This window comes from Prochlorococcus sp. MIT 1307 (genome assembly GCF_034092395.1).
Lineage (GTDB): Bacteria > Cyanobacteriota > Cyanobacteriia > PCC-6307 > Cyanobiaceae > AG-363-K07.
This window is the reverse complement of sequence record NZ_CP139301.1, coordinates 1,732,807-1,745,817: the sequence shown is the minus strand read 5'-3', so window position 1 is coordinate 1,745,817 and position 13,011 is coordinate 1,732,807. Positions and strand designations below refer to the sequence as shown.

The following is a 13,011-nucleotide window of genomic DNA, read 5'->3' as shown; positions in this document are numbered from 1 at the left end:
GATGAAAAGTACTAATTCAACATCAATTGCAAACTGGGCTCAAAACAGTGGTAATGGCCAACCACCAGAACGCACTAATTGGTGGATGCGTATAAATAATTGGTGGGCTGCATTTAGCTTACGCACAAAATTACTTGCCATCACGACTTTAGTGGTGAGCTTGATGATGACAGGCATAACTTTCTTTACCTTAAACGGCATTCAACGAGATGCCGGCATGAATGACACCAGGTATGCGAGAGATCTTGGCCTACTACTCTCTGGGAACGTCACAGAGTTAGTAGCAAATGGGCAAAACAGAGAAGTTGCTAATGTTGCTGAAAAGTTTTGGCGTTCTAGCAGAAACTTAAGGTACATATTTTTTACTAATCCAGAGGGTGTAATAGAACTAGGGATTCCTGTTAGTGCAACTCCAAATACACTTAATAGTGAACTACTACTCACCCGACGTCTTGAATTGCCACTAGAGCTAAGTAAAAGGCCACAGTTTCCATTAGTAAGGCAACATCTAACCCCGCAAGGCCAAGTAACAGATGTATTCGTACCGATGCTATGGAAAGGCAACTATCTTGGAGTATTGGCATTAGGGGTAACACCTAATAAAAAAGCCCTAGCAAATGCTGCATTAACAAAAGAAGTAACAGTAGCTGTTTTTATATCTATATGGGTACTTGTACTTCTAGGAGCTGTTTTTAATGCCCTAACTATTACTCGACCTGTTAAGGAACTTGTTCGTGGTGTACGAGAGATTGCCACTGGTAATTTTAAATCAAGGATTCAAATTCCCATGAGCGGTGAATTAGGGGAACTGTTAAATGGATTTAATGCGATGGCTTCCCAACTTGAAGACTATGACAATGCAAATATTGAAGAATTGCGAGCCGCACAGGTTAAACAGCAATCACTAATCGCCACAATGGCTGATGGTGCAATATTAATGGATGAAGAAGGAAAAATTGTATTAGTTAATCCAACTGCACGAAGACTATTTAGATGGGAGGGTCGCAACTTGGAGGGGCAAGAATTACTAAATGAGTTGCCAGAAATACTTGCAAATGAATTACATGCCCCAATCACTTCTCTACTAACAAACTCAATAGAAAGTAGTGACATTCGATGCAGCATTGGGGAGCCGCCAAGAACTCTAAGAATAGTCTTACAATCTGTGAGAGATTCCACTGGAGAAACGCTCAAGGGCTTAGCGGTTACAGTCCAAGATCTCACACGAGAAGTTGAACTGAATGCAGCTCAAAGCAGATTCATTAGTAATGTCTCACATGAATTAAGAACTCCTTTATTCAATATCAAAAGTTATGTAGAAACGCTTCATGACCTAGGAGATCAACTGACTGAAGATGAAAAAAAAGAATTTCTTGGAGTTGCAAATGCAGAAACAGATAGACTCGCCCGGCTAGTCAACGATGTCCTAGATCTATCGAAGTTAGAGTCTGGCCGATCTATCCAGTTTGAATCAATTGATTTGCGTCCCGCAATGGAGCAAACATTACGCAATTACAAATTAAATGCAAAGGATAAGGAAGTTGAACTTGAAATAGATATGGATAAATCATTACCCATGATTCTTGGCAATTGGGACTTACTTTTGCAAGTCTTTGATAATTTAGTTGGAAATGGTCTTAAATTTAGTCGCGCTGGGGGCAAGTTGAAGCTCAGTGCATATACATGGCCTGACATTTGTACTGCAAAACCAATAAAAAGTACTCACTCAGCTCCACACTGTGCACTTGTATCTCCCCTCCCAAGACTAAGAGTGGAAATTGCAGACACAGGGCTTGGAATCTCATTGGCCGATCAACAAAGAATATTCGAACGCTTCTATCGAGTAGAAAATGCAGTGCATACCGAGGCAGGAACTGGCTTAGGGCTCTCAATTGTTCGAGGTATTATTGAAAAGCATGGTGGAACAATTCGCATGGCAAGTGAGCCTGATCTAGGTACTACTTTTTGGTTTGATTTGCCTCTTGAACAATCAGATGCTGACGAGCTAATGCTGCTTTCTGAAAGAAAAACTAGGCAAGCAGAACTAGGAGAAGGATTATCAGAAATTTAGTTAGGGCAAACAAAAATATCACTCAATAGCTTTGAACACACCAGGTATTTGATCGTCTGAGACACGGTGTGGCGCACCACTAAAAATTTGTTCAAAGTTAGAAAAAGAATCTTTTATTTGGGGTCCTTCTCCAGTAATTATAAACTCTCGGATTCTTTTGTCGTGCCAGGATCCCCTCATTTTGAAAACATTAATAGCTCTCGCCATTTCACCACGGATCTCAACATATTGGAGCAACATTATCGTATCAGTGATTGTGGATATATGAGAATCAGTAATCGAATGGCTACCCATAAATTCTTCAGCAGTATTAGTAAAAAATCCAGCTATTTCCTCTTGCTTGGCATAACCGGTCACACCTATTACAAACTGACGAAATGCATTCAGGCTGACACCTCGAGCCAGAGCTGACAATGAATCAATTGCCATTCTAGAGGGCTTAAATTGTGTAATCTCAGCCTTAATTATCTGTAAATGATCCTCCAATCCAGTTGATTCAGGATATGCACAAATAATTTTTAAAAGCCCATCACTTTCCATCTTCTCAAAGTCAATTCCCCAACTAGTGGCATTCCTCAATAGTTGCGCGCGAGATTCTTCATAAGCAAAAAGTATCGCTCTCTCTTCGTTACGATATGCATCTTCAATAAATTTAGAAACAAGCATTGTTTTACCAGTTCCTGTTGCACCAGTAGCAAGAATAATTGAATCCTGAAAAAAGCCACCTCCACACATTTCATCAAGACTAGGAACCCCTGAACTTATACGAGTATTTGACGATCTTTGCGTTAATCTCATCGCACCGAGAGCAAAAACAGTAATTCCTTGACTGCCCATTGTGAAAGGGAACTCACCCTTCATATGTATTGTTCCACGCAACTTAAGGATCTCAACTGTCCGGCGCCTTCTTTCTGACTCAAGGACATTACGTAGTATCACAACATTATCAGAAACAAACTCTTCAACTCCATACCTAGCAATAGGTCCATATTCATCTATTCTTTCAGTAGTCATAACAGTTGTCACACCAATATCTTTTAAACGAGCTATTAATCTAAAAATCTCTCTTCTAACAACATAAATAGCGTCATATTGCTGAAAAACAGCTGTCATTGAATCAATTGCTACCCGCTTTGCCTTATATTTTCTTATTGCATAACTAATTCTTTCAATCAAGCCAGATAAATCAAAACTACCAGCAACATCTTGGCCATCGGGGTCTGGAGATGCATCAAGAATAAACAGCTTATCTTGATCTATTAACTCTTGCAGATTCCATCCAAAACTGGCTGCATTTCGAATTATGTCTTCAGGAGATTCTTCAAAAGTAACAAAGATGCCAGGCTCATCAAAATGACATATTCCATGATGCAAATATTGAAGAGAAAAAACAGTTTTACCTGTTCCCGAAGTTCCACTTACCAAAGTACTTCTAGCCGTGGGTAAACCGCCCTGGCAAACATCATCGAAGCCTTCGATCCCGGTGGGGAGTTTCTGAACTTGGGTTTTGGGAGACGGCGCAGCGCTGGAAGATGACATATTCACTATCTAATGGTGAAACGCTAGAGACAAATAACTACTTAGCCACTAGCTTCACAGCCTGACTTAAGAATCTGCCTCTAAATGTCCTCATCTCAGGACTCATCAATGATTACAGAGCTTAGATCGGCATCTGATAACTCATCATAAAGAAGGTCCAGACCTATCAAAACCCTTTCGCGGTCAGACAAGTCACCAATTATTCTTCGAACAGGGGGGGGGAGAATCTTTGCCAATGTTGGCGTAGCAAGAATTTTATCTTCCTCAGCCAATTGTGGATTTTTCAGTACATCAATAACTTTCAAAGCATAAACCCCACGGAATTCCGTTTCTAAAATGTCACGCAATGTTTTTAATGCTCGCATGGAATTTGGAGTATTTCCTGCCACATATAGCTTGAGAATGTAGGTCTTCCTAGGACTCATAAGAGCAACTCCATTGCGCCGGATAAAGAAGGTTTGTTCAATTAAATCTTGACTAATGGAGGGGCAAAAGCCGAGGATGTTTGATTGTCTTTCGATTGTGAACTTAGGCCTAAATCGGCAAACAAGCTTTTAAGCACCAAAAATGCCCAAGGCAAAACTATCCGAGCCTATTCACGTCTCAGAAACCATGGCTAAGCAATCACCTCCTTCCAAAGAAGAAACTAAGTCTGACTCATATGCCATTGTTGAGGCTTCAGGCTCACAATTCTGGGTCCAGACAAACCGTTACTACGACTTCAACCGCATAAAAGCAGATATTGGAGAAATAGTGACTCTTGACAATGTCCTATTAATCAATGAAGGAAAAGGTGCCACGCTAGGGAAGCCCTTTGTAAAAGGTGCATCAGTAGAACTAAAAGTGCTAGAACATCGAAGAGGCCCAAAAGTGATTGTTTATAAAATGCGTCCTAAAAAAAAGACAAGGACCAAAAATGGTCACCGACAAGAACTCACTCGAGTTATGGTTCAAGCCATTTCTACAAGTGGCAAAAAAGCAAAGGCTTCCAAATCTATCGATTAACCTCTTTCACTCTCCCCTCCCTCATAAATTCCAATGGCACATAAAAAAGGCACTGGCTCTACACGCAATGGTCGCGATTCAAATTCAAAGCGCCTAGGAGTAAAAGCATATGGAGGAGCAAAAGTTACAGCTGGTTCAATCCTCATTAGGCAAAGAGGCACATCTGTTCTACCTGGCCTTAACGTCGGCAAAGGTAAAGACGACACACTCTTCGCGCTAACAGATGGAGTGGTGAATTTTGAAAGTATTCGTCGCGGGCTTCGCAACCGAAAGCGAATTAATATTGCTGCCACCGCCAATTGAACACTCGAGAATCATTTAGTGCTAATCAGTTCATAGTTCTATAGGCTCGAGTGGTAATAAGAAAAGGATGAAACACCTCGATAAAAAGACTCTGTAGAGTCCTAAAAAAATTTTCAATCATTACCGGATCATCAAAATGAAATGGATACTCCCCTTTATTGCCCTTATAGAAGTACCAATTCATTAATGCAATTCCATCAACTGACAAGCATTCATGAAAAGCAGTTATTTGACTAGAAGGGTTAGAAATATGTTCAAGTACATCCAGACAAATCAACGTGTCAAATTTCAACATGCCTGTGTTTTCAAGATCTCTATGAACAGAGATCGCATCCACTAAACCAAGTTCTTTCGAGCGTTGTTCAACAAAGTTTCTATTTTCAGGATTCAAGTCCACATACCAAACATGATCTACATCAGGCAGAGCTGCTGCTGCAAGGGCATGGGTGCCAATACCACCTCCAAAGTCAAGAACCTGTCCTCGCGCAAATTGCTGCTGAAGACGAAGTGTGTCTGCAATGTAATTTGCACTGCTCAAATGCCATGCTGCCAGATCGAATAGATGTCTCGTCCCTACCTTATCCTCATAAAAATCGATAGTGTCCTCAGGATCAATCGAGCCTGGGTGAAACGTTGCTAAGTCAAGAGAGCCTAAAGACAAACGACTATCAACCTGCTCAACTGTTAACTGGAGAAAAGTTGCCAAATGGGATTTGAGGTTAAAGCCAGTTCTCAGGAACTCAGAAACATCAACATCTCTGCAATGCATGGCCTAATCGATTCTCAGAATTGCTTGCAATATCAACCTATACCTTCAGATTTAGAAAAGCACACCTTCAAATCGTCAGAGTCTGGTCTAAGTGTTCAATTATGAATAATCCATTCGGCTTCGTAATAATCGACAAAGAGCAAGGGCTTACTTCACATGACTGCGTAAACAAAGTAAGAAAAATCTTTGGAATAAAGCGCGTTGGACATGGGGGAACCCTAGATCCATCCGTAACAGGAGTATTACCTATAGCCCTAGGTCCTGCCACAAGGCTCTTAACTTACCTTCCAAGCGACAAGAGATACAGGGGTATTATTCAACTAGGAAAACGCACTACCACAGATGATCTTGATGGAGAAATCATCTCTAATCAACCTTGGCCCAAAATAGAACAAACCATTCTCAACAAACACCTCGATATGTTCCGAGGCAAAATAAGACAGCAGCCTCCCAACATTTCCAGCATCCATATCAAAGGAGAAAGAGCTTATAAAAAAGCACTTAGAGGCGAAGTTTTTGATTTACCGGATAGGTCAATCACTATTCATGAGATTCTTCTTCTAGGTTGGGACCAATCCACAGGGCGAATAGAAATCAACGTACATTGCTCATCAGGCACATACATCCGTGCTCTGGCGAGGGATCTAGGTAATAGCCTCGGGTGCGGGGGATGCTTAGCCAAGCTTCGCCGAACAGAAGCATTAGGATTCAATGAAAAACAAGCCTTACCACTACCAACGACTAGCAATGAGCATTCAGCTATCCCATTAAATGTAGTTTCACCTCTACAAGCACTTCGTAATTTACCTCGCTTAAAATTAACTACAGAAACGGAATCCATACACTGGCGCACAGGTCGTCAATTAAACATCACGAGAGATAGAATTGAGCCTTCATCTGAAATGCAGTTCGCAAAACATCAACCAGAAGAGGTTTTCATATTGGTTTCCAATACATCTGCAGAAGTTTTAGGGATAGGGGGATGGGATGGATCATCAACACTAAAATCTAAAGTTGTCTTCCAAGCATTGGGCTAATTAATAAGCACTAGCAAAAGTTCTACATGCCAATCACTAACAGAACACTAAAACCCAATCAACCAGCAAAGCCAAGTAACAAAATCAGTCGCATTCAGCTTGTGAAGCTAATGAAAAATTCAAAGGGGCAAGCTTATTTTTTTCAATTAACAAAAGGAATCGCTCCTCGGATGAGAGCTACAATGACTCAGGAGCATCGAAGAGGTAAAAGCATATAGGCACTATTAAAGCTATTGGCTTCTATTTTGAGTTGATACAAATATTTCAAGGCATTATCCATTTTATTGGCGAACAATCATAGACATAAAGGGGAAAATTGTTGCACGACCTTCGTCAATGAAGAGTAGTCACACCACAAGCAGATATTGTTATGTTGCTTGATCCAGCTTGCAGGCAAACATTCAGACATAGGCTCATTCAGAAGCGAATACAAGGTATTGGCCTTAGTTGCACCAGTCACAACCAAATGAATCTCTTCAGCATCCAAAATCTCTTGCATCCCAAGAGTTATCGCATTTCTTGGAACCAAATGTGGATCGCCCCTAAAAGCAAAAGCATTTTGTTTCCGCGTTTCTGCCGATAGGGAAACAACTCTGCATGAAGAATCAGAACCACAGGGAGGTTCATTAAAACCCACATGACCATTCACTCCAAGACCAAGCAATTGAATGCCTACACCACCAAGAGTCTTCAGCTGCTCGGCATACAACAAAGCCTCTTTTTGCGGATCTTTTGCACAACCATCAGGAAGTCGAAGTTTGTCAGGAGTAAGACTCAAAGGGGTACCAAGAAATTGAGCCATAAAGGCAGCAAAACTGTCAGTTGACTCATTGGACAGCCCAACATATTCGTCTAAGTTAAAACTGCACCAGCCTTCCAAAAGGCTGTCCATCTTTGGCTTTGGCCAATCTTTAAGGCGAGAAACAAGTGAGGTATAGATAGGTTGCATAGTTCTTCCGGTAGCCAACCCAAGAGGTTTCGATTCCATTTGAAATAGTCTCTTCCTTAAACGGTCTTCAAGCACATCCACTAGGATTTCAACCAATTCAGTGGGATTTTCTTTAGCCACAATTGTTCCACGGAACCCCCAAGAAGAGACCAGGGCTGACAAGTCTTGATCCAAAAAAGCCCCTTAAAATAAACTATTCAATATAGAAAATAACTAAGCTTGCCCTCAGAGCACAGGTCAAGTCGCTGAAAACTGGCGAATCTCTACGCCTTTGTAGTAATGAGTAAGTATCTTCCGAAAATCAACTCCTTTCTCAGCTAAACCATAAGCCCCCCATTGACTCATACCAACACCATGGCCTGAGCCAGAACCTTTTACCACCAACATGAGTTTCTTAGCTATAGGAGGCAAAGGTGGAGGAGCCTCCAACGCAAATAAAGGTGGAAGCTTTGGGAATAAATAAGGGCGAGGTGGAGGAAGTGGTGGTTTCAAGGCCTGAGTTTTATGTGCCAAATCAAAATCAAGTTCTTTGAAAGACCAACCACGCCGCAATAAATCATCTGAAGAGTTTTTTATTTTTGATGACGACTCATTGAACGAATCCCATAAAGCAAATGGTTTTGTCAATGTTTTCTTAGACGTCGGCATATGCGGAACCATTTCAAAGCTGGCCAATGTGCTTTTCAAGCCCAAACGATGGCGCAATTCTTTACCAGTTAGCTCAAGATCACCACGCGGTCCATCGATCCTTGCAGTGAGAACCCTACCTGTATTACTGCTATTAAGTACCTTTATCCCTTCTACACCTCCTATTTCAGAAAAAGCTGCTTTTAGTTGATATGGATCAAATTCCATCTCCCACTTAAAGGCAGGACTATGTTGATCATAGTCAGGCACACTAACCAAATAAGGCAACTGTTTGGTCCAAACTGCCCCACTAGCCTCTGTTGCACCTCCTGAACTGCTGTGAAAAACAGCATTTATTAATCGACCTTTATGCATCAACACCAAAGAGCGAGTTGTATATACAGCCTTTTTCGTGCTTGTAGTCTCAGATTCAATGCCTAAATAAACTTGATTTTGCTCAGTAGAGTTGACGTCATAAAACTCTTTCTTTCCTAGTTGTTGTAAAGCATATGTTCTTGCAGCGACAGCCTGTGCTCTTAGTGCTTCCATAGGCCAAGACTTAGGCATCTCACTACCAACAACACTGGCCAAATACTTTTCGATGCCTAAATAATTCACAACTAATAAATCATTACCTCTGACAAAAACTCGTAATTCACCACTGTATCGACGTTTACCCAGCCAAATTCCTCGAGGATCATTACTCCTAATTCTTAACTCAGTTTTACGAGGTAAATAAGACCATCTTCCAGAGCTACCATTCACTGCCATTTTAAACTGACCATTCTTCTTGTGAATTTTCAAAGTACTAATTCTTTTTTTATTTGCACCTGTTCCAAAAAGCATTAAAGGCTTATCTCCATCAGCACGAAAACGAAGTTGCTTTGATTCCAAAACCAAAACTCGCAAAACTGGCTCCTTAGCGGCCTGACTTGGTTCAACAGGACAAATAATCGCTAGCAATATTCCCCCAAGTGCACCCCAGGCCTTCTGAGGCATCAGTCGAAACATAATGAATGCTCAAGAAAAATAGCAGTTTGCTTATAAGACAACAATTCAAGCAATGTTCAGACTTTGAGATGACAAGATGTTCTTAAAAAGCAATAGACCTTGCAGGTCACCTTCCTAGGCACAAGCTCAGGCGTTCCAACACGCGCTCGTAACGTTTCAGCGATGGCACTGCGCCTTCCGCAGCGAGCAGAGCTATGGCTTTTTGATTGTGGAGAAGGAACCCAGCATCAATTCCTTCGAAGCAACTTACGCCTATCGCAATTGCGAAGAGTCTTTATTTCTCATATGCATGGAGATCATGTCTTTGGACTACCTGGACTATTAGCAAGTCTTGGATTGGCTGGAAATAGTTCAGGTATTGATTTGTATGGTCCTGACCCTTTGGAGTCATATCTCACTGGTGTTATGGAAAGCAGCTCTAGCCGAATCGGCTACCCAACAAAGATTCACCGTGTAAGAGAATCCGCTGAAAAAAATACTGTTTTAATAGATGATGATGATCTTCTAGTACGTTGCTGCCCTTTAAATCACAGGGTTCCTGCATATGCATATAGGGTCGAGCAGAAGACAAGACCAGGTCGTTTTAACCTGGAGCTTGCTCAAAAATTGAATATTGAGCCAGGTCCAATCTATGCAGCTCTGCAAAGAGGAGAAAAAGTCAATTTAGGAGATGGGCGGATTTTTGATGGGAAAGATTTCTGTGGCCCTAGTCGCCCAGGTACAAGCATTGTTTATTGCACAGATACAATTTTTTCAGAAGCAGTCATAGAGCTCGCTCGCGGAGCGGATCTATTAATTCATGAAGCTACATATGCCCATGAAGATGCAGATTTGGCTTATCAAAGACAGCATTCCACCAGCACAATGGCAGCACAAACTGCTGCAGAGGCATGCGTAAGACAATTAGTTTTAACTCACCTAAGTCCTAGATACGCCCCAGGAAACCGTTTAACTCCTAATGATCTTCTTAATGAAGCAAAGGCAATTTTCCCGAATAGCCTCTTGGCAAAAGACTTTTTGCAATTAGACATAAAACCTCGCTGCAACAGTTCGTGATTCCTTGTCAAAGGAGCTCCCACGTCGTGAAAGAATGAGAGGGTGCGGTTTTTTAAGTCAGTATCTGGCGTCCTCAATGACCTCTCTTATTTCTTCCCTAAAACGGTCCCTTACAAGACTGCTGATCCTATTGCCAGTGCTAATTGGCCTAAGTATCAGCCCGATGTCAGTAGACGCTCTTTATCCCACAGATACATCTGATTCGAGCGTCGGCCGTGATTTGCATGGTCAAAACCTGCAGAACACTGAGTATGTCAAATATGACCTTTCTGGCGCGGATTTAAGCGACGCCGATCTCTCTGGTGCTTTCTTTAGTGTTTCAAGCCTCCAAAACGCTAATTTGAGTGGAGCAAACTTCAAAGGTGTTATTGCTTATGCAACACGCTTTGATAATGCAGACCTTTCAAATACAAATCTCAGTGGTGCAGATCTACTGAAAAGTAAGTTCCCTGGAGCAAACATAGATGGAGCCGATTTCACTGACGCCCTTCTAGACAGGTCCCAACAGAAAGCTCTTTGTGAAAGGGCTTCTGGGAAAACTGCTGAAAGTTTGAAATGCGGTTCAATCAGTGCTGGCTATGTTCCTGCTTCTGAGGGACAAAACAAGTTCAATCCTGGAACCTAACTAAACACACAAAGACTATTTCAAACTTTGATTTAGTGAGTTAGATACTTCTGCTTTCACTCAATCAAGGTCAAAGAAATGTCCTCATAAAAGCTCCGCAGTGATTTGAACTGTGGAGCTTTTTTATTTAAAAGGCCTTTAAGGTAAATAGTTCGAAGCCTCCTTAGATCTAGGGAGCTTGCTATACCACCACTCTTGCACCTCCGCTGTAAGTCGCCGAGAAAATAGTGTTAATACTGTTTTCGTGGGCTTAGTGCCAGGCTGGAGAATCTCGACTGCATAGGAAGGGCATCTACGAGAAGCAATATCAGCAACAAAGCGACAACCAATTCTTCTCCAGCTGGGCTCTTTACTTCTCCATGCCAAACGAGAGCAAGGCCAAGGCAACTCCTCCCGATCAAAAAGCCTGCAACATGGCCCAATCACACGAAAACTGTATTGCCCCCCTTCACTTGGATAAATTGATCCATGCTCCAACAAAGAATCCACATTGTGCCTCTCTAGAGCGGCAGAAGTTATCAATTTAAAAGAGGCCTAAAAAGCCTTCATGAAAAAGCCACCCCATGAGGGTGGCTGATCAAACAACCTTTTGCAAGTCTCAAAAATGATCTGAGATCAAAGGGCCTAAAAGTTTTTAGTAAAGCTCTTCCTCAGCATGAGTACTGATTGTGCAATCAGAAGTTGGATAAGCCACACATGTCAAAAGGAAGCCAGCCTCAAGCTGGTCATCATCTAAAAAGCTCTGATCAGATTGATCAACTGTCCCTGAAGTGAGTTTTCCTGCACATGTAGAGCAAGCTCCTGCTCTACATGAGTAAGGAAGATCAATACCCTGCTCCTCAGCAGCATCGAGTATGTACTGATCATCTGGGACTTCAATGGTTGTATTGATACCCTCGCTTTGGCTGACAAGGGTCACTTTGTATGAAGCCATAGTGAAATAAAGGACCTGGAAGATCTGATGTAAAAAATATCACCTTATTATCGATCCTTTTTGCCTCGATAGTGGGTGATTAACGACCATTCTGACACTCTAATGAATCAATATGATCTAAATATCACAATTCATTTGCTTAGCTTATGAATTGGTTCTGTCTTTTGGGCTGGCTGATCTCCAATAATCCCCATTGATCCTTTAACAAGCAGTTACTAACTTCCCACCCCAAAGAATTCAACAACTTTGCAAGCCCTGCAGATTGATCAAACAATAATCCGCTTAGCAATGCCCTCCCATTTGGAGATAGCAAATCATGAAAGCTCGGAGCTAATTGCTCAATCACAGGGGCCAAAATATTACAAAGCAATAGATCTGCTGGATTCCCTTTCAACTCCTCCATCAACACATCTACCGACCCAATAAAAGCACTAAAGTTTCCCTTAAAAGCTTTATTCAGCTTTTGATTTTGCAAACTTGTTCTAATTGCCAAAGAATCAATATCAACAGCTAAGACCTCTTTTGCCCCTAAACCAAGCGCCGCCAAACTTAAGATCCCACTGCCACAACCAAGATCAGCCACTCTCAAATTAACAGGTGGGTCATTCTCTAAGGCTTCTAAGCACAAACGAGTCGTGGGATGGCTTCCAGTACCAAAGGCACAACCTGGATCTAATCGCAGAATCAAACGATGAGAAAGCTCTTCTGGAGGTTCTAGCCAAGCAGGCAAGATCAACAAGTTTTTTCCAACAGCATCTGGCTCCCAATATTGCTTCCAGCTCTTACTCCAATCCTCTTCTTCAATTCTTTCCCACTTCACAGCCGAAATAGGCCAGTTCAAGCTCTCTGCGATCTGCTTGAGAGTATTTACTAAGCCTTCTCGTTCATGCTGGAGCCATTCATTTGAGGGCAACCAAACATAAAAATTACGTTCATCAGATTTTTCAGGGGAATATTCAACTGCCACTTTATTGATTCCTAATTCTGCGAGCTTCTCAAAAAAGAAATCTTCAAAATCAGGAAAAGAAATAAAGCCCAATCGCCACCAAAATACTTTCTCTGAAAAACTCATTATTTATAGATTC

At 41.7% G+C, this 13,011-nt stretch carries 15 protein-coding genes; 7 read left to right on the top strand and 8 right to left on the bottom strand.

What is annotated here, in order from left to right:
* The first annotated feature begins 1 nt into the window (after position 1).
* On the top strand, positions 2 to 2,071 hold the full coding sequence (locus SOI82_RS08990) for an ATP-binding protein (RefSeq protein WP_320667082.1): 2,070 nt from the start codon (positions 2 to 4) through the stop codon (positions 2,069 to 2,071).
* Between the two features lie 18 nt (positions 2,072 to 2,089).
* On the opposite strand, the gene kaiC is transcribed toward SOI82_RS08990, so the two are convergent.
* A complete protein-coding gene (gene kaiC, locus SOI82_RS08985; RefSeq protein ID WP_320667081.1) occupies positions 2,090 to 3,610 on the bottom strand; it encodes a circadian clock protein KaiC in 1,521 nt (506 codons plus the stop codon).
* 95 nt (positions 3,611 to 3,705) lie between these two features.
* A complete protein-coding gene (kaiB, locus tag SOI82_RS08980; protein ID WP_320667080.1) occupies positions 3,706 to 4,035 on the bottom strand; it encodes a circadian clock protein KaiB in 330 nt (109 codons plus the stop codon).
* Positions 4,036 to 4,222: 187 nt separating this feature from the next.
* On the opposite strand from kaiB, the gene rplU reads away from it, so the two are divergent.
* Both rplU and rpmA read left to right on the top strand, forming a co-directional pair.
* Complete coding sequence (gene rplU, locus SOI82_RS08975) at positions 4,223 to 4,615, top strand: 50S ribosomal protein L21 (protein ID WP_320668408.1); 393 nt, start codon at positions 4,223 to 4,225, stop codon at positions 4,613 to 4,615.
* 33 nt (positions 4,616 to 4,648) lie between these two features.
* A complete protein-coding gene (gene rpmA / locus SOI82_RS08970) occupies positions 4,649 to 4,918 on the top strand; it encodes a 50S ribosomal protein L27 (protein WP_320667079.1) in 270 nt (89 codons plus the stop codon).
* Positions 4,919 to 4,943: 25 nt separating this feature from the next.
* On the opposite strand, the gene SOI82_RS08965 is transcribed toward rpmA, so the two are convergent.
* Positions 4,944 to 5,687, bottom strand: coding sequence for a class I SAM-dependent methyltransferase (locus SOI82_RS08965; protein WP_320667078.1), 744 nt, complete (start codon positions 5,685 to 5,687; stop codon positions 4,944 to 4,946).
* On the opposite strand from SOI82_RS08965, the gene SOI82_RS08960 reads away from it, so the two are divergent.
* Entirely contained in the window at positions 5,625 to 5,792 is a 168-nt protein-coding gene (locus SOI82_RS08960; protein WP_320668467.1) for a hypothetical protein, read from the top strand. The genes SOI82_RS08965 and SOI82_RS08960 overlap by 63 nt on opposite strands.
* On the top strand, positions 5,789 to 6,724 hold the full coding sequence (gene truB / locus SOI82_RS08955; protein WP_320667077.1) for a tRNA pseudouridine(55) synthase TruB: 936 nt from the start codon (positions 5,789 to 5,791) through the stop codon (positions 6,722 to 6,724). Before SOI82_RS08960 ends, truB begins: the two co-directional genes overlap by 4 nt.
* A 295-nt stretch (positions 6,725 to 7,019) precedes the next feature.
* Here the strand turns inward: truB and SOI82_RS08950 are convergent, their stop codons facing one another.
* Both SOI82_RS08950 and SOI82_RS08945 read right to left on the bottom strand, forming a co-directional pair.
* Positions 7,020 to 7,835 (bottom strand): glucosamine-6-phosphate deaminase, encoded by an 816-nt coding sequence (locus SOI82_RS08950; protein ID WP_320667076.1) that lies wholly within the window; start codon positions 7,833 to 7,835, stop codon positions 7,020 to 7,022.
* Between the two features lie 75 nt (positions 7,836 to 7,910).
* Entirely contained in the window at positions 7,911 to 9,311 is a 1,401-nt protein-coding gene (locus SOI82_RS08945; RefSeq protein WP_320667075.1) for a SpoIID/LytB domain-containing protein, read from the bottom strand.
* A gap of 99 nt (positions 9,312 to 9,410) precedes the next feature.
* Here SOI82_RS08945 and rnz point away from each other — a divergent pair, with 99 nt between their 5' ends.
* Together rnz and SOI82_RS08935 are read left to right on the top strand one after the other, a co-directional pair.
* A complete protein-coding gene (rnz, locus tag SOI82_RS08940) occupies positions 9,411 to 10,367 on the top strand; it encodes a ribonuclease Z (RefSeq protein ID WP_320667074.1) in 957 nt (318 codons plus the stop codon).
* A gap of 76 nt (positions 10,368 to 10,443) precedes the next feature.
* The gene (locus tag SOI82_RS08935) at positions 10,444 to 10,992 is read left to right on the top strand and encodes a pentapeptide repeat-containing protein (RefSeq protein WP_414153530.1); all 549 of its coding nucleotides are present in this window, start codon (positions 10,444 to 10,446) and stop codon (positions 10,990 to 10,992) included.
* Between the two features lie 138 nt (positions 10,993 to 11,130).
* Here SOI82_RS08935 and SOI82_RS08930 read toward each other — a convergent pair whose 3' ends face one another.
* The 3 genes from SOI82_RS08930 to prmA all read right to left on the bottom strand — a co-directional run bounded on the left by SOI82_RS08930 (position 11,131) and on the right by prmA (position 12,998).
* A complete protein-coding gene (locus SOI82_RS08930; protein WP_320668407.1) occupies positions 11,131 to 11,511 on the bottom strand; it encodes a hypothetical protein in 381 nt (126 codons plus the stop codon).
* A gap of 115 nt (positions 11,512 to 11,626) precedes the next feature.
* Positions 11,627 to 11,926 carry a ferredoxin gene (locus SOI82_RS08925; protein WP_320667072.1) on the bottom strand — a complete coding sequence of 100 codons (300 nt, stop codon included), beginning with the start codon at positions 11,924 to 11,926 and terminating at the stop codon, positions 11,627 to 11,629.
* 139 nt (positions 11,927 to 12,065) lie between these two features.
* Positions 12,066 to 12,998 (bottom strand): 50S ribosomal protein L11 methyltransferase, encoded by a 933-nt coding sequence (gene prmA / locus SOI82_RS08920; protein WP_320667071.1) that lies wholly within the window; start codon positions 12,996 to 12,998, stop codon positions 12,066 to 12,068.
* Between the last annotated feature and the right edge of the window lie 13 nt (positions 12,999 to 13,011).

Excerpts from the sequence above, each read along its gene's own strand:
- kaiC (WP_320667081.1), bottom strand. The coding sequence starts at position 3,610 with ATGTCATCTTCCAGCGCTGCGCCGTCTCCCAAAACCCAAGTTCAGAAA.
- SOI82_RS08965 (WP_320667078.1), bottom strand. The coding sequence starts at position 5,687 with ATGCATTGCAGAGATGTTGATGTTTCTGAGTTCCTGAGAACTGGCTTT.
- kaiB (WP_320667080.1), bottom strand. The coding sequence starts at position 4,035 with ATGAGTCCTAGGAAGACCTACATTCTCAAGCTATATGTGGCAGGAAAT.
- truB (WP_320667077.1), top strand. The coding sequence starts at position 5,789 with ATGAATAATCCATTCGGCTTCGTAATAATCGACAAAGAGCAAGGGCTT.
- SOI82_RS08960 (WP_320668467.1), top strand. The coding sequence starts at position 5,625 with ATGGGATTTGAGGTTAAAGCCAGTTCTCAGGAACTCAGAAACATCAAC.
- rpmA (WP_320667079.1), top strand. The coding sequence starts at position 4,649 with ATGGCACATAAAAAAGGCACTGGCTCTACACGCAATGGTCGCGATTCA.
- SOI82_RS08945 (WP_320667075.1), bottom strand. The coding sequence starts at position 9,311 with ATGTTTCGACTGATGCCTCAGAAGGCCTGGGGTGCACTTGGGGGAATA.
- SOI82_RS08990 (WP_320667082.1), top strand. The coding sequence starts at position 2 with ATGAAAAGTACTAATTCAACATCAATTGCAAACTGGGCTCAAAACAGT.
- rplU (WP_320668408.1), top strand. The coding sequence starts at position 4,223 with ATGGCTAAGCAATCACCTCCTTCCAAAGAAGAAACTAAGTCTGACTCA.
- SOI82_RS08935 (WP_414153530.1), top strand. The coding sequence starts at position 10,444 with ATGACCTCTCTTATTTCTTCCCTAAAACGGTCCCTTACAAGACTGCTG.
- prmA (WP_320667071.1), bottom strand. The coding sequence starts at position 12,998 with ATGAGTTTTTCAGAGAAAGTATTTTGGTGGCGATTGGGCTTTATTTCT.
- SOI82_RS08925 (WP_320667072.1), bottom strand. The coding sequence starts at position 11,926 with ATGGCTTCATACAAAGTGACCCTTGTCAGCCAAAGCGAGGGTATCAAT.